The following is a 19,898-nucleotide window of genomic DNA, read 5'->3' on the forward strand; positions in this document are numbered from 1 at the left end:
GCCGAAGCCGCGCCGAAGGCCATCACTCACCCCTTCGTCGCGGGCGCCCCCGGTACTCCCTTGGGGGCCGGAGCGGGGTCGGCGGACAAGAAGGACTCCCAGCCCCGCTTCGGGCTCTCACCCACATTCAGGGTGCGCAGCTTCTCCAGGGCCTGCGGGTCCTGGGCGTCCAGCCAGTCCGCGAGCTGCCGGAAGGAGACACAGCGGACGTCGGGCTTGGTGCACACCGCCTCGACCGTCTCCTCGACGGCGCGCATGTAGGTGCCGCCGTTCCAGGACTCGAAGTGGTTGCCGATGATCAGGGGTGCCCGGTTGCCGTCATAGGCCCGCTGGAAGCCGGCGAGCAGGCCGTCCCGCATCTGGTCGCCCCACAGTTCGTGCTTCGCGGGATCGCCCTGGGTGGTGGTGCCGGACTGGTTGACCATGAAGTTGTAGTCCATGGTGAGCTGCTCGAAGGAGTGCCCGGAGAACGGGACCAGTTGCAGCGACAGATCCCACAGGCCCTGTTTCTTCTTCGGCCACACCTGGTTGTTGACACCACTGGTGTCGTAGCGGAAGCCCAGCTCGCTCGCGGCCTTCGTGAAGTTCTCCTGGCCCTCCAGGCAAGGGGTGCGGGCGCCGATGAGCTCCTTGTCGTAGTCGAAGGGCAGCGGGGCCTCGTCCTTCATTCCGGTGTGTGTCTTCCAGGCCTTCACGAACCGCTTGGCCTGGGCGATCTCGTCCTTCCAGTCCGCCACCGACCACTCGCCGACCCCGCCGTCGGCGCCACAGAAGTGGCCGTTGAAGTGGGTGCCGATCTCGTTGCCCTCCAGCCACGCGAGGCGCAGCTGCTTCACGGTGGCGGCGATGCCCTCCGCGTCGTTGAAGCCGATGTCGGAACGGCCCGGTGAGTGCTGCGGCGGGCGGTACAGGTCACGCTTCTCCTCCGGGAGCATGTAGACGCCGCTCAGGAAGTACGTCATGGTCGCGTCGTTCTCCTTGGCGACCTTGCGGAAGTGCGAGAAGAGCTTCTGGCTGTCCTCACCCGCGCCGTCCCACGAGAAGACGACGAACTGCGGGGGCTTCTCACCCGGCTTCAGCCGCTCGGGCTCTGCCAGGTGCGGCTGCGCCCCGGTGTACGCGGTGGAGCCGTCACCGATCAGCCGGACCGCACGTTCCGGCGCCGGCGCCGGCTTCGCCTTCTCGAGGCCGGGCAATTCCTTGCCTGAGCCGTCGGTGCCGGTTCCGCAGCCGGCGAGCGAGGCGGCACAGACCGCGGTGATCACGGTGCCCACGGCGATCCTTCGGGTGGCGGCCATGTCCGCCCACCTTCTTCCTTCTCTCGGGCCAACCCTGGCGGGGGATGTCTGGTGCTGTGCCGGTCCGCACCGGCAACGCCGCCAAAGTCGCATGGGGCCGAGAAGGAATTAATACGACAAGCCGATGAAATGCCTGCTTCACCCGCGAAGATGATTGACTACACCATTTGCCGGGAAAGTCTATGCCTGCCCTTTACTCTGAATTACGATTCGTTTACTGACAGTTGGGATCCCCTCGTCATCAAGGCGCCTCATCACCGTTGACCGGTCCCGCCCGCTCTTGACCCTGCCGAGGAGACGGGAAGCATGCCAGCCTGCGTTCCCACCCGTACCGCCGACCCGAACCGGCCCGAGCGTGCCCACCCGCCCCACAGTCCGCCGCCGGACCGGCCCCGCCGCCTCCCGCGCATCGCGGGGGCGGATCTGTCGGCCGCCGTCGCGGTCTTCCTCATCGCCCTGCCCCTGTCTCTCGGCATCGCCCTCGCCACCGGCGCTCCGCTCCAGGCCGGCCTGGTCGCCGCCGCCGTGGGCGGGGTCGTCGCCGGACGGCTCGGCGGCTGCCCGCTCCAGGTCAGCGGTCCGGCCGCCGGGCTCACCGTCGTCACCGCCGACCTCATCCAGCAGTACGGGTGGCGGACGACCTGCGCCATCACCGTCCTCGCCGGGCTCGCCCAGATCGGCCTGGGCTGCCTGCGGGTGGCCCGCGGCGCACTCGCCGTCAGCCCGGCGATCGTGCACGGGATGCTCGCCGGCATCGGCGTCACGATCGCCGTCGCCCAGGTGCACATCGTCCTCGGCGGTACCCCGCAGAGTTCCGTCCCCGACAACCTCCGCGCACTGCCCGCCCAGTTGGCGAACGTGGACCCCGCGGCCGTCGCGGTGAGCGTGCTCACCCTCACCCTGCTCCTGCTGTGGCCGAAGCTGCCCGGACGGGCCGGCCGCGTTCTGCGCATGGTCCCCGCTCCACTCGTCGCCGTCACCGGGGCCACTGTGGCGGCCGCGGCCACCGGTCTCCTCCTGGCCGAGGTGGACCTGCCGTCCTGGCGCAGCCACGCACTCGCCGGGCTCCCCGAGGGGCCTGTGCTCGGGCTCGTCGCCGCCGTGCTCACCACCACGCTGGTGTGCAGCGTGCAGTCGCTGCTGGGCGCGGTCGCCGTGGACAAGCTGGTGTCCCGCCGCCCCGGTCCGGACCATGTCCCCCGCTCCGGCCTGGACCGCGAACTGCTCGGCCAGGGCACCGCGAACATCGCCTCCGGCTGCCTCGGCGGCCTGCCCGTGGCAGGGGTCGCCGTGCGCAGTTCCGCGAATGTGCGCGCCGGTGCCGTGAGCCGGAACTCCACGATGCTGCACGGCGTTCTCGTAGTGGTCGCCGCGCTGCTGATGGTTCCGGTCCTGGAGCTCATCCCGCTGGCCTCACTCGCCGCCCTGGTGATGGCCGTCGGCATCCAGATGGTCTCCCTGCACCACATCCGTACGGTGACCCGCCACCGGGAAGCCCCGGTCTACGCCGTGACCGCCGTCGGTGTGGTGTTCGCGGGGGTCCTGGAGGGCGTCGCCCTGGGGATCGCCGTCGCCGTGGGCGTGGCCCTGCACCGCCTCACCCGTACCCGGATCACGCATGAGGAGAAGGAAGGAATCCATCACGTACATGTACGAGGACAGTTGACGTTCCTCGCAGTACCGGGACTCAGCCGGACCCTGCATCTCGTGCCCCAGGGGGCCACCGGTGTCGTGGCATTGGACGGCTCGTTCATGGACCACGCGGCGTACGAGGCGCTGCAGGACTGGCAGAACGCGCACACCGCCCGGGGCGGAGCGGTGGAGATCACCGGCCGCCGGCCCGGAGTCGGCGTTCGGATCGCCGAACCCGCGGTCCTCACCTCTTCTCCCGCGGCGGACGGGACCGGCGGGACCGGCGGGACCGGCGTGCCGCCCGGCGCCGGGTGCCGCTGTCGGCCCTGGACCGCCTGGCGCAACCACCAGTGCGAGCCCCCGCTCTCCGCACCGGTGAACGGCCGAAGCGACCACGAGAGCCGTGACACCGGCGACCTCCACGACGCAGAAGAAAGACAGGGCGGTCACGGCGGGTGGCCGACCTGGCCCGGCACAGGGGACGACCCGTCGGGCACGGGCACGGGAACAGGCGCGGGCACGGGCGCGGGCGCGGGGCCTGTCTCCCGCACCGGGAGCGTGTCGGGTGCCGGTGGGCCGGGGGCGTCCCGGACCGGGGCCGACCTGGTGCGTGGGCTCAGTACGTTCCAGCGGAGCACCGCTCCTTGGGTACGTGGTGAGCTGGCACGGCTGGCGCGCGAGGGACAGCGGCCGACGCAGCTGTTCCTCACCTGCGCCGACTCGCGACTGGTCACCTCGATGATCACCTCCAGTGGTCCGGGCGACCTGTTCGTGGTCCGCAATGTCGGCAACCTCGTGCCGCCGCCAGGCGAGGAGAGCGGTGACGACTCGGTGGCGGCCGCCCTCGAGTACGCCGTGGAGGTACTGGCGGTGCGGTCCATCACGGTGTGCGGGCATTCGGGCTGCGGTGCGATGCAGACGTTGCTCGACCCCCAGCCGGACGGCGGCCCGAGTGCCCGCACACCGCTGAGGCGGTGGCTGCGGCACGGGCTGCCGAGCCTGAAGCACGTGCAGAACGGGAGCGGGCCCTGGGTGCGACTGGCCGGGCGGGCGCCGGCCGACACGGCCGAGGAGCTCTGCCTGGCCAACGTCATCCAGCAACTGGAGCACCTGCGCGCCCACGAATCGGTGGCCCGCGCCCTGAAGGACGGGCTCCTGACGCTCCATGGCCTCTACTTCCACGTGGGGGAGGCGCAGGCGTACCTCCTCACCGAGGTCGCCGGGGAGCGGGTGTTCGACCGGGTACGGGCCGAGAACCTGGCGCTGTGAAAATCCGCCCTCCGGGCATACGAGGCATTGCCGAGGGTGAACCGCACGCCACCGGCGTCCGTGGGTAGGGATGACCCCTGGCCACGGAAGCAGAGCCAACCTCAAAAGGTCTAAACCACTTTGCCGACGCCCCTTGTCAGCGCACCCCTGGGTCTGATGAGCTATGGCCTGGGAGACAACGGACACTCCGGGAAAGGCAGATGCCGTGAGCAACGAAAGCCTGGCCAACCTGCTCAAGGAAGAACGCAGGTTCACACCCCCCGCCGACCTGGCCGCCCACGCCAACGTCACCGCGGAGGCGTACGAACAGGCCAAGGCTGACAGGCTCGGTTTCTGGGCCGAGCAGGCCCGCCGACTGACCTGGGCCAAGGAGCCCACCGAGACCCTCGACTGGTCGAACCCACCGTTCGCCAAGTGGTTCAAGGACGGCGAGCTCAACGTCGCCTACAACTGCGTGGACCGGCATGTCGAGGCCGGGCACGGTGACCGGGTCGCCATCCACTTCGAGGGTGAGCCCGGTGACAGCCGCGCAATCACCTACGCCCAGCTCAAGGACGAGGTCTCTCAGGCCGCCAACGCCCTGCTGGAGCTGGGTGTCCGGAAGGGCGACAGGGTCGCCGTCTACCTCCCCATGATCCCCGAGGCCGCGATCGCGATGCTGGCCTGCGCCCGCATCGGCGCCGCGCACTCCGTGGTCTTCGGCGGCTTCTCGGCGGACGCGCTCGCGACCCGTATCCAGGACGCCGACGCCAAGGTCGTCATCACCGCCGACGGCGGCTACCGGCGCGGCAAGCCGTCCGCGCTCAAGCCCGCCGTGGACGAGGCGGCCGGCCGCGTCGACAACGTGCAGCATGTCCTCGTCGTCCGCCGCACCGGCCAGGACGTCGCCTGGACCGAGGGCCGCGACGTGTGGTGGCACGACCTGGTGGGAGGCCAGAGCACCGAGCACACCCCTGAGGCGTTCGAGGCCGAGCAGCCGTTGTTCATCCTCTACACCTCCGGCACCACGGGTAAGCCGAAGGGCATCCTGCACACCTCCGGCGGCTACCTCACCCAGACGGCGTACACCCACTGGTCGGTCTTCGACCTCAAGCCGGAGACGGACGTGTTCTGGTGCACGGCCGACGTCGGCTGGGTCACCGGACACTCGTACATCGTCTACGGGCCGCTCGCCAACGGCGCGACCCAGGTCATGTACGAGGGCACGCCCGACACCCCGCACCAGGGCCGCTTCTGGGAGATCGTGCAGAAGTACGGCGTGACGATCCTCTACACGGCGCCCACCGCGATCCGGACGTTCATGAAGTGGGGCGACGACATCCCCGCGAAGTTCGACCTGTCCTCGCTGCGGGTCCTCGGCTCCGTCGGCGAGCCGATCAACCCCGAGGCCTGGATCTGGTACCGCAAGAACATCGGCGCGGACCGCACCCCCGTGGTGGACACCTGGTGGCAGACCGAGACCGGCGGGATCATGATCTCGCCGTTGCCCGGCGTGACCGCCGCCAAGCCGGGCTCCGCCCAGACCCCGCTGCCCGGCATCGCCGCGACCGTCGTCGACGACGAGGCCAACGAGGTATCGCACGGCGGCGGGGGCTATCTGGTCATCACCGAGCCGTGGCCGTCGATGCTCCGCACCATCTGGGGCGACGACCAGCGGTTCCTCGACACGTACTGGTCCCGCTTCGAGGGCAAGTACTTCGCGGGTGACGGTGCCAAGAAGGACGACGACGGCGACATCTGGCTGCTCGGCCGGGTCGACGACGTGATGCTGGTCTCCGGGCACAACATCTCCACCACCGAGGTGGAGTCGGCGCTCGTCTCCCACCCGTCGGTCGCCGAGGCGGCCGTGGTCGGCGCGGCGGACGAGACGACCGGGCAGTCCATCGTCGCCTTCGTGATCCTGCGCGGTACGGCCGCGGAGACCGAGGAACTGGTCGCCGAGCTGCGCAACCATGTGAGTTCCGCGCTGGGACCGATCGCCAAGCCCAAGCGGATCCTGCCGGTGAACGAGCTGCCGAAGACCCGTTCCGGCAAGATCATGCGCCGTCTGCTGCGGGATGTCGCGGAGAACCGTGAACTGGGAGACGTCACCACGCTGACCGACGCCACAGTGATGAATCTGATCCAGGCGAAGCTTCCTCAGTCGTCCAGCGAGGACTGACCCGAGGACCGGCCCGAGAACCGATCTGAGAACCAACCCGAGGAGGGTTCTTGGTTTCTCCCCTCGGGCCCGCCGGTCACGGCCCGCCCACGGGTCGCGGAGGCACCCGGCGTCGCACGTACGCCGGGTGCCTCTGTGATCTCCGTCACCGAAGGCCCTTCGTGCGGTGCCGGAGCACGTTGGCTACAGTGACCACGAAGGATGGCCACAGCAGGCCGTCCCCCCACAGTTGTCTCATGGAGCGCCGGGAAGTCTGGTCGGCACACGATTCGTGCTGCCCGACGACCAGAGGACCACCCGTGACCTCCCCCCGCACCCCCAGCCCGCGCAAGGCCTTCGGCCGCCTCTCCCTGCCCGAGCGGACCTACGTCGCGGACGCGCTGCGCACCGAGACCGTCGGCGGCATGCTGCTGCTCGTCGCCGCGATCACCGCGTTGATCTGGGCGAACGTGCCCGCCCTGCAGGACAGCTACGAGAGTGTCAGCGACTTCCACTTCGGGCCCGAGGCGCTCGGGCTGAACCTGTCCGTCGCGCACTGGGCCGCCGACGGACTGCTCGCGGTCTTCTTCTTCGTCGCCGGCGTCGAGCTCAAACGCGAACTCGTCGCCGGTGATCTGCGCGATCCCCGGGCCGCCGCGCTCCCTGTCATCGCCGCCCTGTGCGGCATGGCCGTACCGGCCCTCGTCTACACGCTCACCAGCGGCATCGGCGGCGGTTCACTGGCCGGCTGGGCCGTGCCCACCGCCACCGACATCGCCTTCGCGCTCGCCGTACTCGCCGTCATCGGCACCTCGCTGCCGAGCGCGCTGCGCGCCTTCCTGCTGACCCTCGCCGTCGTCGACGACCTCTTCGCGATCCTGATCATCGCGGTCTTCTTCACCGACAACCTCAATTTCCTCGCGCTCGCCGGTGCCGTGGTGGGCCTGGCCGCTTTCTGGCTGCTGCTACGCAAGGGCGTACACGGCTGGTACGTGTACGTGCCGCTCGCCCTGGTCGTCTGGGGCCTGATGTACAACAGCGGGATCCATGCCACCATCGCCGGTGTCGCCATGGGCCTGATGCTGCGCTGCCACCGCCGCGAGGGTGAGGAGCAGTCCCCCGGCGAGCGCGTCGAGCACCTCGTCCGACCCCTCTCCTCGGGCCTCGCGGTCCCGCTGTTCGCCCTGTTCAGCGCGGGCGTGGCGATCTCCGGTGGCGCGCTCGCGGACGTGTTCACCCAGCCCGAGACGCTCGGCGTGGTCCTCGGCCTGGTCGTCGGCAAGACGGTCGGTATCTTCGGCGGTACGTGGTTGACCACGCGTTTCACCAGGGCGTCGCTCAGCGACGACCTCGCCTGGGCGGACATCCTGGCGGTGGCGGTACTCGCCGGGATCGGTTTCACCGTCTCCCTGCTCATCGGCGAACTCGCCTTCAAGGACGACGCGTCGATGGCGGACAGTGTCAAGGCCTCCGTGCTGGTCGGATCGCTGATCGCCACCGTCCTCGCGGCCATGCTGCTGAAGGTCCGGAACGCCAAGTACCGCAAGCTGACCGAGGCCGAGGAGCGCGACGACGACCTCAGCGGCGTCCCGGACATCTACGAGGAGGACGATCCGGCGTACCACCTGCGCATGGCGGAGATCCACGAGCGCAAGGCCGCCGAGCACCGCCGGCTCGCCCGGGAGAAGACCGAGGGACACCACGGGCTTGCCGAAGTACCGGACGGGGCAGGCGAGGACCACGACGATCCGGCATGATCTGACGGAACAGTACAAAGGTCAGGACAGTCGGAGCCGGTCGGATTCGGTCGGATTCGGTCGGAGCCTGCCGGACACACACAACCGGACACACGCGGTCGACGCAGGTGATGGGGCGGACAGGGGCCGTCAGGCGGCAGACTGATCCTTACTCAGAGGTACGCAGAGGCACGCAGGACGAAAGCAGAAGAGGGAGACCGCGATGAGCGCACCCGACGGCAGCCCGGTCGGCGCCGAACGCAGCATCGGCCAGTTGTTCGCCTCGGCGACGGAGAACATGTCCGCGCTGGTGCACGACGAGATCGCACTGGCGAAAGCACAGCTCAAGCGGGATGTGCAGCGGGGCGCGACGAGCGGCGGACTGTTCACCCTGGCCGGTCTCGTACTGTTGTTCTCCCTGCCGATGCTGAGCTTCGCCCTGGCCTACGGCATCCACACCTGGAGCGACTGGAACCTGGCCCTCTGCTTCCTGCTGTCCTTCCTGGCGAACTGCCTCGTCGCCGGTGTCCTCGCGCTGATCGGCGCCGTCTTCGCGAAGAAGGCGAAGAAGGGCCGCGGCCCGCAGAAGGTGGCCGCCTCGGTGAAGGAGACGGCGGTCGTGCTGCAGAAGGCCAAGCCGCACCCGCGTCCGGAACTGCCCAAGGACCGGGTCCCCGAGGCGATCGAAGCTGTGACACGCTCGTCATCATGACGGACCCCGCCACTCCTTCGGCGCAACCACTCTCGGCCGTACGCCTCGGCATCCCCGGCGGTGCCAAGGTGACCCACCGGGACGTCGCCGCCAACGGCGCGCGTTTCCACGTCGCCGAACTCGGCGACGGGCCGCTGGTGCTGCTGCTGCACGGCTTCCCGCAGTTCTGGTGGACCTGGCGGCACCAGCTGACGGCGCTCGCCGACGCCGGGTTCCGCGCGGTCGCCATGGACCTGCGGGGCGTCGGCGGCAGCGACCGCACACCGCGCGGCTACGACCCGGCCAACCTCGCGCTGGACATCACCGGGGTGATCCGTTCCCTCGGTGAGCCGGACGCCGCGCTGGTCGGGCACGACCTGGGCGGATATCTGGCCTGGACGGCGGCGGCGATGCGCCCCAAGCTCGTACGACGGCTCGCGGTGTCGTCCATGCCGCATCCGCGGCGCTGGCGGGCGGCCATGCTCGCCGACGTCAGGCAGTCGTCCGCCATGTCGCACATCTGGGGGTTCCAGCGGCCCTGGGTCCCGGAGCGGCAGCTCACCGCGGACGACGGGGCGCTGGTGGCCAAGCTGATCCAGGACTGGTCCGGGCCCCGCCCGCCCGAGGAGAAGGCGCTGGAGAACTACCGGCGGGCCATGTGCATCCCGTCTACGGCGCACTGCTCGATCGAGCCGTACCGGTGGATGGTGCGGTCGCTGGCCCGGCCGGACGGCATCCAGTTCAACCGCCGGATGAAGCGGCCGGTGCGGGTTCCGACCCTGCATCTGCACGGCTCTCTCGACCCCGTGGCGGGCGTCCGCAACGCTGCCGGGTCCGGGGAGTACGTCGAAGCGCCGTACCGCTGGCGGCTGTTCGACGGGCTCGGCCACTTCCCGCACGAGGAGGACCCGGCGGCGTTCTCCTCCGAGCTGATCAACTGGTTGAAGGACCCGGAACCCGACCGCTGACAGCCCGCCGGGCGGCTTCCACGTCCCTTCCGTGCTCCTTCCGCACCCCTTCCGTGCTCCTTCCGCACCCCTTCCGTGCTCCTTCCGCACCCCTTCCGCTTCCCCTCCCGTACGCAGGACCGATCATCAGATCTGAACACCTGTCCTATGAGCGGCCACTTGCCTGGCGCATAGGCCAATTGGCCCTGCGCGAGGTGGTTATCGACCATGGGTCAGGGGCAGTGGTCGGAGTATGGGCTGGACGCACAATTACAGTGACGCAAGCCGCGACCGCCGCTCGGCGGGCGGTATGGGATCCCACCAGCAAGGCGGTGCACCGGAGATGGCAGGTACGGATCTCAGGGTCGGGATTCCGCATATCCTCCGCCGCCGGGCCCGCTGGGTCTCGGTGCGGCTCCGCCATCATCACCCACGCGGCTGACGAGGGGCGTACGCCCGGCCGTGCCCCCGATGGGCCTCCTGGGCGTACGCCCGTCCCCGACCCCCTCCATACGAACCCCTCCGTACGACCTCTCCGGGCGGGCCTGTCGTAGGCCCCGTCCGTACCACTGTGTCTGCGGACAGCCGTACGTCCGTTCGCAGGCACAGTGGTAGCAGGCCTCGTGCCGCTCAGAGTGCGCAGCTGTCGCTGTCCACCTGCTGGGTCGCGGAGCGGCCCTTGTCGATGTCCTCCTGGATCTCGTCCACGGTGAGGGCGTATCCCGTCTCGGCGTCGTCGAGGGACTTGGCGAACACCACACCGTAGACCTGGCCGTCGGGGGTCAGCAGCGGGCCGCCCGAGTTGCCCTGACGGACCGTCGCGAACAGGGAGTAGACGTCACGGCGGACTGTGCCCCGGTGGTAGATGTCCGGGCCGTTGGCCGTGATGCGCCCGCGGACCCGCGCCGACCGGACGTCGTACGCGCCGTTCTCCGGGAAGCCGGCGACGATCGCGCCGTCCTCCCTGTCCGCGTCCTCGGTGGTGAACCGCAGCGCGGGCGCCTTCAGGTCCGGGACGTCGAGGACCGCGATGTCACGCTTCCAGTCGTAGAGGACGACCGTCGCGTCGTACTTCCTGCCCTCTCCGCCTATCTGCACGGTCGGCTCGTCGACGCCGCCCACGACATGCGCGTTGGTCATCACGCGGCGCTCGGAGAACACGAAGCCGGTGCCCTCGAGGACCTTGTTGCACTGCGGGGCGGTGCCCATGACCTTGACGATGGACCGCTGTGCGCGGCCGGCCACCGGGCTACCGGCCAGGGCGGGGTCGGGGGGCCGGACGTCGGTGATCGGCTCGTTCGCGAACGGGCTGAAGACCTGGGGGAAACCGTTCTGCGCGAGGACGGAGGAGAAGTCGGCGAACCAGGTGTCGGTCTGGTCGGGCAGCACCCGGGAGACACCGGTCAGCACCTTGGACTGGCGAACCTCTTTGCTGAGCGTCGGCAGGGTCGTTCCCGCGAGGGCCGAGCCGATCAGCCAGGCGACCAGGAGCATCGCGACGACGTTGACCAGGGAACCACCGGTGGCGTCGAGCGCCCGGGCCGGGGACCAGGTGATGTAACGGCGCAGCTTGTTGCCGAGATGGGTGGTCAGGGCCTGGCCGACGGAGGCGCAGACTATGACGACGATGACCGCGACGACGGCGGCGGCCGTGCTGACCTCCGCGTTGTCCGTCAGGACGTCCCAGACGACAGGGAGAAGGTAAACGGCGACGAGACCGCCGCCCAGGAACCCGGTCACCGACAGAATGCCGACGACGAAGCCCTGGCGGTAGCCGACGACCGCGAACCACACGGCGGCGACCAGCAACAGGATGTCCAGCACGTTCACCGCTTTTTGCCTCGCCTCGTCATTCCGGTCGTTCTTACTCGGCCGGAGTCCGGGGGCATACGGCACGAACCGCCGTCGTCACAAGCCCCCGTACCGCACGGCACCGCGCCCACCCTGTCATGACCGCCAGTCCAGCGGGACCTGCTTGTCCCGGTCCCAGGGGCGCTCCCACCCCGCGTAATGGAGCAGCCGGTCGATGACCCCGGCCGTGAAGCCCCACACCACGGCTGATTCGACCAGGAATGCCGGACCCCGGTGGCCGCTGGGGTGGAAGGTGGTCGTGCGGTTGTCCGGATCGGTGAGATCCGCCACGGGGACGGTGAAGACCCGAGCGGTCTCGTTCGGATCGACGGCATCGACCGGGCTGGGAGTTCGCCACCAGCCCAGGACCGGCGTGACGACGAAGCCACTGACGGGGATGTAGAGCTTCGGCAGGACGCCGAAGAGCTGGACCCCGTCGGGATCGAGCCCCGTCTCCTCCTCGGCCTCGCGCAGCGCGGCCGACAGCGGCCCGTCGGTCAGCGGGTCTCCGTCCTCGGGGTCGAGGGTGCCGCCGGGGAAGGCCGGCTGCCCGGCATGCGAGCGCAGCGCCGCCGACCGCTCCATGAGCAGCAGCTCCGGTCCGCGCTCGCCGTCACCGTCGCCGAACAGGACGAGAACGGCGGCCTGGCGCCCCGCGCCGTCCGCCGGGGGCAGGAAACGGCTCAGCTCGCCCGGTGCGACCGTCTCCGCGACCCGGACCACCGGGTCCAGCCAGTCGGGCAGTCCCTCCTTGCTGAGCGTCACCCGGCCGCCCCGGGGATCGGTCACCCGCGTCATCGCCACCCCTGTCGTCCTGGCCCCCGCCGTTCCCATTCCCCGTCCAACGCCCGGCGGTGCCTAGATCGTTCCACCGGCGGCCGTCGTGTATGCCCTCGTGCACGCCTCCGTGCACGCCCTCGTCATGCGGCGCCCAGGGGCGGGGCCGGCCGGCCGCCCGCGTCGAGGTAGGCCTGCGGGGGGTTCAACCGCTGGCCCGGGAAGCCGCCCTTCTCGTACTTCAGCAGCTTCCGTGCCTTGTCCGGATCGGTCTCGCCCTCGCCGTACGCCGGGCAGAGCGGGGCGATGGGGCAGGCGCCGCAGGCGGGCTTGCGGGCGTGGCAGATGCGGCGGCCGTGCCAGATCACATGGTGCGAGAGGTCGGTCCACTCGCTCTTCGGGAAGAGCGCGCCGACGGCCGCCTCGATCTTGTCGGGGTCGGTCTCCTCCGTCCACTTCCAGCGGCGCACCAGACGCTGGAAGTGCGTGTCCACGGTGATGCCGGGGCGGCCGAAGGCATTGCCGAGCACGACGAAGGCCGTCTTGCGGCCCACACCGGGCAGCTTGACGAGATCCTCGAGGCGGCCCGGCACCTCGCCGCCGAAATCCTCCACCAGCATCTTCGAAAGGCCTATCACCGACTTGGTCTTGGCCCGGAAGAACCCGGTGGGGCGCAGGATCTCCTCCACCTCCTCCGGGTTGGCGGCGGCCAGGTCCTCGGGGGCGGGGTATTTCGCGAAGAGGGCGGGGGTCGTCTGGTTGACGCGCAGGTCTGTGGTCTGAGCCGACAGGACCGTGGCGACCACGAGTTGGAAGGGGTTCTCGAAGTCCAGCTCGGGATGGGCGTACGGGAACACCTCGGCGAGCTCCCGGTTGATCCGCCGGGCGCGGCGGACGAGGGCGATGCGCGACTCCGCCTTGGGCGGCTCGACGGCGGCCGCGGACCTCGCCCCGGCCGCACCGCGCGCCCTTCCGCTTCCCCTCGCGGTCGCACGCGCACTCGCACTCGCACTCGCACTCGCGGCAGAGTCCGAAGCCGGGGTCGAGTCCGAAGCCGCACTCGCGGTCGATTTCTTCTTCACCGGCGCCTTCCCTGTCGGTTTCTCCGTTTCCCTGCCGCCATCGGAGCTCTGTTCGCCCACGGCGGAATCCTGGCGTGCCGCCACCCGATCAGCCCCTCGGGCCTGCGCTCTTACCGGCGATTTGGACACCCGGCCAGCCTACGGCTCGGCGCCGACATCCGCCCCGGCCCCTGAAGATCGGACCCCAATTGGACCCCTGCCGCTTACCCGGGCAGGCCCGTGCGGCATCCTTGTGACAGATCACACTGTTTGGACTGTCCGGCAAAATGGGCACCCCGGTCCCCTGGTACGTGGGGCCAGGATCCCCTGAGCAGGTCGACAAGGAGAGAACACGTGGACGACGTTCTGCGGCGGAACCCGCTCTTCGCGGCGCTCGATGACGAGCAGGCCGCGGAGCTTCGCGCCTCGCTGACCGAGGTGACCCTCGCACGGGGCGACTCCCTGTTCCACGAGGGCGATCCCGGAGACCGGCTCTACGTGGTCACCGAGGGCAAGGTCAAGCTCCACCGCACCTCCCCCGACGGCCGCGAGAACATGCTGGCCGTCGTCGGGCCCAGCGAGCTCATCGGTGAGCTGTCGCTCTTCGACCCGGGCCCGCGCACCGCGACCGCCACGGCGTTGACCGAGGTCAAGCTGCTCGCCCTCGGCCACGGCGACCTCCAGCCCTGGCTGAACGCCCGCCCCGAGGTGGCCACCGCGCTGCTGCGGGCCGTCGCGCGCCGGCTGCGCAAGACCAACGACGCCATGTCGGACCTGGTCTTCTCCGACGTTCCGGGCCGGGTCGCCCGTGCCCTGCTGGACCTCTCCCGCCGCTTCGGCGTGCAGTCCGAGGAGGGCATCCACGTCGTCCACGACCTCACGCAGGAGGAACTGGCCCAGTTGGTCGGCGCGTCCCGCGAGACGGTCAACAAGGCCCTGGCGGACTTCGCCCAGCGCGGCTGGCTCCGTCTGGAGGCCCGCGCAGTGATCCTCCTGGACGTCGAACGCCTCGCGAAGCGGTCCCGCTGACCTGACCCCGGCCCCAGGGGGCAACGGACCCCGGGGACCGGGGCTACAGGCCCCGGGGTTCCTCGATGAGCCCGTGCTCCCGCAGGTACTCCAACTGCGCGCGGACCGAGAGCTCCGCGGCCGGCCAGAGGGAGCGGTCCACATCGGCGTAGACGTGGGCGACGACATCGGACGGGCTGCGGTGGCCGTTCTCGACGGCCGTCTCCACCTGGGCGAGGCGGTGCGCACGGTGGGCCAGGTAGTACTCGACGGCGCCCTGGGCGTCCTCCAGTACGGGGCCGTGGCCCGGCAGGACCGTGTGGACGCCGTCGTCGACCGTGAGCGAGCGCAGACGGCGCAGCGTGTCCAGATAGTCGCCGAGGCGGCCGTCGGGGTGGGCCACGACGGTCGTACCGCGCCCCAGGACCGTGTCGCCGGTGAGGACGGCCCCGTCGGCCGGCAGGTGGAAGGCCAGCGAGTCGGCGGTGTGGCCGGGTGCGGGAACGACCCTCAACTCCAGGCCGTCCACGGTGACCACGTCCCCGCCGGCCAGGCCCTCGCCCCCCAGGCGCAGTTCCGGGTCCAGCGCCCGTACCTTCGTACCGGTCAGCTCGGCGAGGCGGGCGGCGCCCTCGGAATGGTCCGGATGACCGTGCGTCAGCAGGGTGAGGGCCACGCGCTTGCCGGCCCGCTCGGCGGTGTCGACGACGTTGCGCAGATGCCCCTCGTCCAGCGGGCCCGGGTCGATCACGACCGCACGCGCGGAGCCGGGTTCCGACAGGATCCAGGTGTTGGTGCCGTCCAGGGTCATCGCCGAGGCGTTCGGGGCCAGGACGTTGACCGCCCGCGCGGTGGCGGGTCCGGAGAGGACCCCTCCGCGCGGTTGGCCGGGAAGGGCTGCCGCGTCCGTCATGTCGTGGCTCCACCGTTCGGGATGTGCTGGGTGAACTCGTCGTACCCCGGCCAGGACAGCACGATTCCGTCCTCGTCGAGCCGCGCGGTGGCCAGCACCGGCGCGAGGTCACGCGCGGGTGCCGCGTCGAGCGCCTGCGCCGCCGCCGTGTACGCCGTCAGCTGGCGCAGGGTCGCGATCGTCGGCGGCATCATCAGCAGCTCGCCCCGGTCGTACGCGGCGGCCGCCTCGCGCGGGGCGATCCACACCGTACGGTCGGCTTCCGTGGAGGCGTTCCGGGTGCGCTGCCCCTCGGGGAGGGCGGCGACGAAGAACCAGGTGTCATAGCGGCGGGGCTCGAACTCCGGGGTGATCCACCGGGTCCACACACCGAGCAGGTCCGAGCGCAGAACCAGCCCCCGGCGGTCGAGGAACTCCGCGAAGGACATGTCCCGCGCGACGAGCGCCACGCGGTCCGCCTCCCAGTCCGGGCCCGTTGTGTCGCCGATCACGGAGTCGGGCGTCGGGCCCGCGAGCAGCACACCGGCTTCCTCGTACGTCTCGCGCACGGCGGCGCAGACGATCGCCTGGGCCGTCCTTTCGTCGACGCCGAGTCTGTCCGCCCACCACGCGCGCGTGGGGCCCGCCCAGCGGACGTGAAGGTCGTCGTCGCGCGGGTCGACGCCACCGCCGGGGTAGGCGTACGCACCCCCGGCGAAGGCCATGGATGCGCGTCGGCGCAGCATGTGGACGACATAGCCGTCGCCGGTGTCCTTCAGGAGCATGACGGTGGCCGCGCGCTTCGGCTCGACCGGGACGAGGGTGCCGTCCGCGAGCGCACGGATGCGCTCCGGCCATTCCGGTGGATACCACTGCCCACCGGTCTGCCCAACGGTCTGTTCGCCGGTCTGCTCACCGGTCCGGCCACCCGTTTGGCCCTCGGCCTGCCCACCAGCCTGCGCATTCGCCATGGCCGGAGGCTATCTCGTGACAGGCTGATGTTCGAGTGGCCGACGGGGGAGAGGGGGCGGGGCCTCCCCTGCCCCCGCGGGCCATCGGATCATCGGCCGCCCGCGGCCGTCAGTCCGTCTCGGTCAGTTCCACCAGGATCTCGATCTCCACCGGAGCGTCCAGCGGCAGTACCGCGACGCCCACCGCGCTGCGGGCGTGGACGCCCTTGTCGCCGAGGACGTCGACCAGCAGCTCGCTCGCGCCGTTGAGGACGCCCGGCTGGCCCGTGAAGTCCGTGGCCGAGGCCACGAACCCGGTGACCTTGACCACGCGCGCGACGCGGTCCAGGTCGCCGGCGACGGACTTCACGGCGGCGAGGGCGTTCAGCGCGCAGGTGCGCGCCAGCTTCTTGGCCTCTTCCGCCGTGACCTCGGCACCGACCTTGCCGGTCAGCGCGAGCTCGCCGTCCACCATGGGAAGCTGGCCGGCGGTGTGGACGTACCGCCCTGAGAGCACGGCCGGACGGTACGCGGCCAGCGGCGGAACGACCTCGGGCAGCCTCAGGCCGAGCTCGGCCAGCTTCGCCTCGACCTTGCTCACGCCTGCTTCTCCCGCTTCAGGTAGGCCACCAGCTGCTCGGGGTTGTTCGGGCCGGGAACGACCTGCACGAGCTCCCAGCCGTCCTCGCCCCAGGTGTCCAGAATCTGCTTCGTGGCGTGGACCAGCAGCGGAACCGTGGAGTACTCCCATTTCGTCATGCGGCGACTCTAGCCGTTGGTTTCCGGGGAACTCTCCCCCGGAGCCGCCGGGGCGCGCGGGGAGGAATTAGGCTCAAAGGCGTGAGCAGGCTTCAGGTCGTCAGTGGCAAGGGCGGAACCGGCAAGACCACGGTGGCCGCGGCCCTCGCGCTGGCTCTGGCCACGGAGGGGAAGCGGACGCTTCTCGTCGAGGTCGAGGGCCGCCAGGGCATCGCACAGGTCTTCGAGACGGAGGCGTTGCCGTACGAGGAACGGAAGATCGCCGTGGCTCCCGGCGGCGGGGAGGTGCACGCCCTCGCCATCGACGCCGAGCGGGCCCTTCTGGACTATCTCCAGATGTTCTACAAGTTGGGCAGCGCCGGGCGGGCCCTGAAGAAGCTCGGCGCGATCGACTTCGCGACCACCATCGCGCCCGGTGTACGGGACGTCCTGCTGACCGGCAAGGCGTGCGAGGCGGTACGGCGCAAGGACAAAAGCGGGCGGTTCGTCTACGACTACGTCGTGATGGACGCCCCGCCGACCGGGCGCATCACCCGTTTCCTCAACGTCAACGACGAGGTCGCCGGACTCGCCAAGATCGGCCCGATACACAATCAGGCGCAGGCCGTGATGCGGGTGCTGAAATCGCCGGAGACGGCGGTGCACCTGGTCACGCTGCTGGAGGAGATGCCGGTCCAGGAGACCGTGGACGGCATCGCCGAGCTGCGGGCGGCCCGGCTGCCGGTGGGGCGGATCATCGTGAACATGGTGCGCCCGGAGCTGCTGGAAGCGGCCGATCTGGAACTCGTGGGGACGGTCACGCGTTCTTCCGTCGCGCGGTCGTTGTCCTCCGCCGGTCTCGGCGGCGCGCGGCGCGGAGGGCACGCCGAGCGGCTGGTGGGCCCGCTGCTCGCGCAGGCGGAGGAGTACGCCGAGCGGTACGCGCTGGAGGCCGAGCAGCGTGCCGCGCTGGCCGGGGTGGACCTGCCCCGGCACGAGCTGCCGCTGCTCGCGGAGGGCATGGACCTGGCGGGCCTGTACGCGCTGGCCAAGGAACTCCGCGCCCAGGGTGTGTCATGACCGGCAGGAACCCTCCCGCCGGCACCGCGCCGACCACGGGCGTGCTCGATCCGGGCGTCGTCGCGGGCATACCCGGCCCGGGTGTCGTCGCGGACGTACGCGTCGCACCGGCCGTCGCGCCGCCCCCCGTCACGAGCCGGATGCCGAACCGGGAAACCCGTCGAGAACCGGGCCCGAAGTACCGGAAGTCGAGCCATGAACCGAGCCAGGAACCGAGTCGGAAGTATCGGAAGCAGGGAATGTCATGAGCCGTAGTCCGGAACCGGCGCACGCACACGACCCGGCCGACTCGGGCAGCTCGGCCCACTCCGGCAGCTCGGCCCGCCACCGCCTCTCCCCCGTCCCCACGCTCGACGTGGACCCGCTGCTCGAGGACCGCGGCACCCGGATCGTGGTGTGCTGCGGGTCGGGCGGGGTCGGCAAGACGACCACCGCCGCGGCTCTGGGCCTGCGCGCGGCCGAGCGGGGGCGCAAGGTGGTCGTTCTGACCATCGACCCGGCCCGCAGACTCGCCCAGTCCATGGGCATCGACTCGCTCGACAACATCCCCCGCCGGGTGAAGGGCATAGACGACTCCGCGGGCGGCGAACTGCACGCGATGATGCTCGACATGAAGCGCACCTTCGACGAGATCGTCGAGGCGCACGCGGACCCCGAGCGGGCTTCCGCGATTCTGGGCAACCCCTTCTACCAGTCGCTCTCGGCGGGCTTCGCGGGCACGCAGGAGTACATGGCGATGGAGAAGCTGGGGCAGCTGCGGGCCCGTGACGAGTGGGACCTCATCATCGTCGACACCCCGCCGTCCCGGTCCGCGCTGGACTTCCTGGACGCGCCGAAGCGGCTCGGCTCCTTCCTCGACGGCAGGCTCATCCGCCTCCTGCTGACCCCGGCGAAGGTCGGCGGCCGGGCGGGGATGAAATTCCTGAACGTCGGGATGTCCATGATGACCGGCGTTCTGGGGAAGGTGCTCGGGGGTCAACTGCTGAGCGACATGCAGACGTTCGTGGCGGCGATGGACTCCATGTTCGGCGGGTTCCGTACGCGCGCGGACGCCACCTTCAAGCTGCTCCAGGCGCCCGGGACCGCGTTCCTGGTGGTCGCGGCCCCGGAGCGGGACGCGCTGCGCGAGGCCGCGTACTTCGTGGAACGGCTGGCCGCCGAGGACATGCCGTTGGCCGGCCTGGTCCTCAACCGGGTCCACGGCAGTGGCGCCGACCGGCTGTCGGCCGAGCGGGCACTCACCGCCGCGGAAAATCTTGAGGACTCCCGCATTGTGGATCAGGAGGACGGGAAAGCTGGACTTCGTAACTCCCCCGACACACAAGAAAGTTCGGACGGCCCCACTGCGGAGACTCCCACTCCGGAAGCACCCGAGCCCCCTGAGGCGCCTGAAACATCCGAGACACCTGGAACTCCAGAAACCGCCCCTCCCGAGACACCGGCACAGGACGACGTCCCCGACGGAGGCTCCCCCGCCACCGTGGACGACACCGGCGCCGCCAGTGCGGACGAGGCGGACGAGGCGGACGAGGAACGGTCCGTCGACCAGCTCACCGCAGGTCTGTTGAGGCTGCACGCCGAGCGGATGCAGCTGCTCTCCCGCGAGCAGCGCACGCGTGACCGCTTCACCGCGCTCCACCCCGAGGTGGCGGTGACGGAAGTGGCCGCGCTGCCCGGCGACGTGCACGACCTCACGGGGCTGCGGGACATCGGCGACCGGCTCGCGACCAACCGGCCGGAGCTGCCCGAGGCGGGCGTCTGACCCGCCGTCCGACCCGCGTCGGCACGCCCTGACGGCGGCACCATGCCTGTCGCCTTCGGAGGCCCA

17 protein-coding genes are annotated in these 19,898 nt (G+C 70.5%); 9 read left to right on the forward strand and 8 right to left on the reverse strand.

Annotated features, from left to right (window positions below; genetic code table 11):
* Positions 1-26: 26 nt before the first annotated feature.
* Positions 27-1,298, reverse strand: a complete 1,272-nt coding sequence (locus ACFYQA_RS11385; protein ID WP_388914908.1) for a hypothetical protein — start codon at positions 1,296-1,298, stop codon at positions 27-29.
* Positions 1,299-1,604: 306 nt separating this feature from the next.
* Here ACFYQA_RS11385 and ACFYQA_RS11390 point away from each other — a divergent pair, with 306 nt between their 5' ends.
* The 6 genes from ACFYQA_RS11390 (at position 1,605) to ACFYQA_RS11415 (ending at position 10,155) form a co-directional block, all read left to right on the forward strand.
* Positions 1,605-4,199 (forward strand): bifunctional SulP family inorganic anion transporter/carbonic anhydrase, encoded by a 2,595-nt coding sequence (locus ACFYQA_RS11390; protein ID WP_388914911.1) that lies wholly within the window; start codon positions 1,605-1,607, stop codon positions 4,197-4,199.
* Between the two features lie 205 nt (positions 4,200-4,404).
* On the forward strand, positions 4,405-6,360 hold the full coding sequence (gene acs, locus ACFYQA_RS11395; protein ID WP_388914914.1) for an acetate--CoA ligase: 1,956 nt from the start codon (positions 4,405-4,407) through the stop codon (positions 6,358-6,360).
* 299 nt (positions 6,361-6,659) lie between these two features.
* The gene (gene nhaA, locus ACFYQA_RS11400) at positions 6,660-8,096 is read left to right on the forward strand and encodes a Na+/H+ antiporter NhaA (RefSeq protein ID WP_388914917.1); all 1,437 of its coding nucleotides are present in this window, start codon (positions 6,660-6,662) and stop codon (positions 8,094-8,096) included.
* A gap of 202 nt (positions 8,097-8,298) precedes the next feature.
* On the forward strand, positions 8,299-8,787 hold the full coding sequence (locus tag ACFYQA_RS11405; protein ID WP_388914920.1) for a phage holin family protein: 489 nt from the start codon (positions 8,299-8,301) through the stop codon (positions 8,785-8,787).
* Entirely contained in the window at positions 8,784-9,734 is a 951-nt protein-coding gene (locus ACFYQA_RS11410; RefSeq protein WP_388914922.1) for an alpha/beta fold hydrolase, read from the forward strand. The genes ACFYQA_RS11405 and ACFYQA_RS11410 overlap by 4 nt, the downstream gene beginning before the upstream one ends.
* A gap of 232 nt (positions 9,735-9,966) precedes the next feature.
* A complete protein-coding gene (locus ACFYQA_RS11415; RefSeq protein ID WP_386393376.1) occupies positions 9,967-10,155 on the forward strand; it encodes a hypothetical protein in 189 nt (62 codons plus the stop codon).
* A 188-nt stretch (positions 10,156-10,343) separates the two neighbouring features.
* On the opposite strand, the gene ACFYQA_RS11420 is transcribed toward ACFYQA_RS11415, so the two are convergent.
* From ACFYQA_RS11420 to nth, 3 genes are all read right to left on the reverse strand, one after another.
* Positions 10,344-11,543: a MarP family serine protease gene (locus ACFYQA_RS11420; protein ID WP_388914925.1), complete on the reverse strand. Its 1,200-nt coding sequence runs from the start codon at positions 11,541-11,543 to the stop codon at positions 10,344-10,346.
* A 117-nt stretch (positions 11,544-11,660) separates the two neighbouring features.
* On the reverse strand, positions 11,661-12,362 hold the full coding sequence (locus ACFYQA_RS11425; RefSeq protein ID WP_386393371.1) for an NUDIX hydrolase: 702 nt from the start codon (positions 12,360-12,362) through the stop codon (positions 11,661-11,663).
* A 122-nt stretch (positions 12,363-12,484) separates the two neighbouring features.
* Positions 12,485-13,423 (reverse strand): endonuclease III, encoded by a 939-nt coding sequence (nth, locus tag ACFYQA_RS11430; protein ID WP_388914928.1) that lies wholly within the window; start codon positions 13,421-13,423, stop codon positions 12,485-12,487.
* A 333-nt stretch (positions 13,424-13,756) separates the two neighbouring features.
* Between nth and ACFYQA_RS11435 the strand changes: the two genes are divergently transcribed.
* Complete coding sequence (locus tag ACFYQA_RS11435) at positions 13,757-14,431, forward strand: Crp/Fnr family transcriptional regulator (protein WP_055572875.1); 675 nt, start codon at positions 13,757-13,759, stop codon at positions 14,429-14,431.
* A 43-nt stretch (positions 14,432-14,474) separates the two neighbouring features.
* Here the strand turns inward: ACFYQA_RS11435 and ACFYQA_RS11440 are convergent, their stop codons facing one another.
* From ACFYQA_RS11440 to ACFYQA_RS11455, 4 genes are all read right to left on the reverse strand, one after another.
* Entirely contained in the window at positions 14,475-15,323 is an 849-nt protein-coding gene (locus tag ACFYQA_RS11440; protein WP_388914930.1) for an MBL fold metallo-hydrolase, read from the reverse strand.
* Positions 15,320-16,273 carry an NUDIX hydrolase gene (locus ACFYQA_RS11445; protein ID WP_388914932.1) on the reverse strand — a complete coding sequence of 318 codons (954 nt, stop codon included), beginning with the start codon at positions 16,271-16,273 and terminating at the stop codon, positions 15,320-15,322. The genes ACFYQA_RS11440 and ACFYQA_RS11445 overlap by 4 nt, the downstream gene beginning before the upstream one ends.
* Before the next feature lie 109 nt (positions 16,274-16,382).
* Entirely contained in the window at positions 16,383-16,853 is a 471-nt protein-coding gene (locus ACFYQA_RS11450) for a RidA family protein (protein ID WP_388914934.1), read from the reverse strand.
* Positions 16,850-17,011 (reverse strand): DUF4177 domain-containing protein, encoded by a 162-nt coding sequence (locus ACFYQA_RS11455; RefSeq protein ID WP_019355547.1) that lies wholly within the window; start codon positions 17,009-17,011, stop codon positions 16,850-16,852. Before ACFYQA_RS11455 ends, ACFYQA_RS11450 begins: the two co-directional genes overlap by 4 nt.
* Before the next feature lie 81 nt (positions 17,012-17,092).
* Here ACFYQA_RS11455 and ACFYQA_RS11460 point away from each other — a divergent pair, with 81 nt between their 5' ends.
* Together ACFYQA_RS11460 and ACFYQA_RS11465 are read left to right on the forward strand one after the other, a co-directional pair.
* The gene (locus ACFYQA_RS11460; protein WP_388914936.1) at positions 17,093-18,070 is read left to right on the forward strand and encodes an ArsA family ATPase; all 978 of its coding nucleotides are present in this window, start codon (positions 17,093-17,095) and stop codon (positions 18,068-18,070) included.
* A gap of 244 nt (positions 18,071-18,314) precedes the next feature.
* Positions 18,315-19,832 (forward strand): ArsA family ATPase, encoded by a 1,518-nt coding sequence (locus ACFYQA_RS11465; RefSeq protein WP_388914938.1) that lies wholly within the window; start codon positions 18,315-18,317, stop codon positions 19,830-19,832.
* Positions 19,833-19,898: the final 66 nt, after the last annotated feature.

Origin of the sequence: Streptomyces sp. NPDC005774, from assembly GCF_042871645.1 — a bacterium.
GTDB classification, from domain to species: Bacteria; Actinomycetota; Actinomycetes; order Streptomycetales; family Streptomycetaceae; genus Streptomyces; species Streptomyces pratens.

Bases quoted from the DNA above. Each gene is read 5' to 3' on its own strand.
- ACFYQA_RS11385 (WP_388914908.1), bottom strand. From the start codon at position 1,298: ATGGCCGCCACCCGAAGGATCGCCGTGGGCACCGTGATCACCGCGGTC.
- ACFYQA_RS11390 (WP_388914911.1), top strand. From the start codon at position 1,605: ATGCCAGCCTGCGTTCCCACCCGTACCGCCGACCCGAACCGGCCCGAG.
- ACFYQA_RS11405 (WP_388914920.1), top strand. From the start codon at position 8,299: ATGAGCGCACCCGACGGCAGCCCGGTCGGCGCCGAACGCAGCATCGGC.
- ACFYQA_RS11410 (WP_388914922.1), top strand. From the start codon at position 8,784: ATGACGGACCCCGCCACTCCTTCGGCGCAACCACTCTCGGCCGTACGC.
- ACFYQA_RS11415 (WP_386393376.1), top strand. From the start codon at position 9,967: ATGGGCTGGACGCACAATTACAGTGACGCAAGCCGCGACCGCCGCTCG.
- ACFYQA_RS11425 (WP_386393371.1), bottom strand. From the start codon at position 12,362: ATGACGCGGGTGACCGATCCCCGGGGCGGCCGGGTGACGCTCAGCAAG.
- ACFYQA_RS11440 (WP_388914930.1), bottom strand. From the start codon at position 15,323: ATGACGGACGCGGCAGCCCTTCCCGGCCAACCGCGCGGAGGGGTCCTC.
- ACFYQA_RS11445 (WP_388914932.1), bottom strand. From the start codon at position 16,273: ATGGCGAATGCGCAGGCTGGTGGGCAGGCCGAGGGCCAAACGGGTGGC.
- ACFYQA_RS11455 (WP_019355547.1), bottom strand. From the start codon at position 17,011: ATGACGAAATGGGAGTACTCCACGGTTCCGCTGCTGGTCCACGCCACG.
- ACFYQA_RS11465 (WP_388914938.1), top strand. From the start codon at position 18,315: ATGAGCCGTAGTCCGGAACCGGCGCACGCACACGACCCGGCCGACTCG.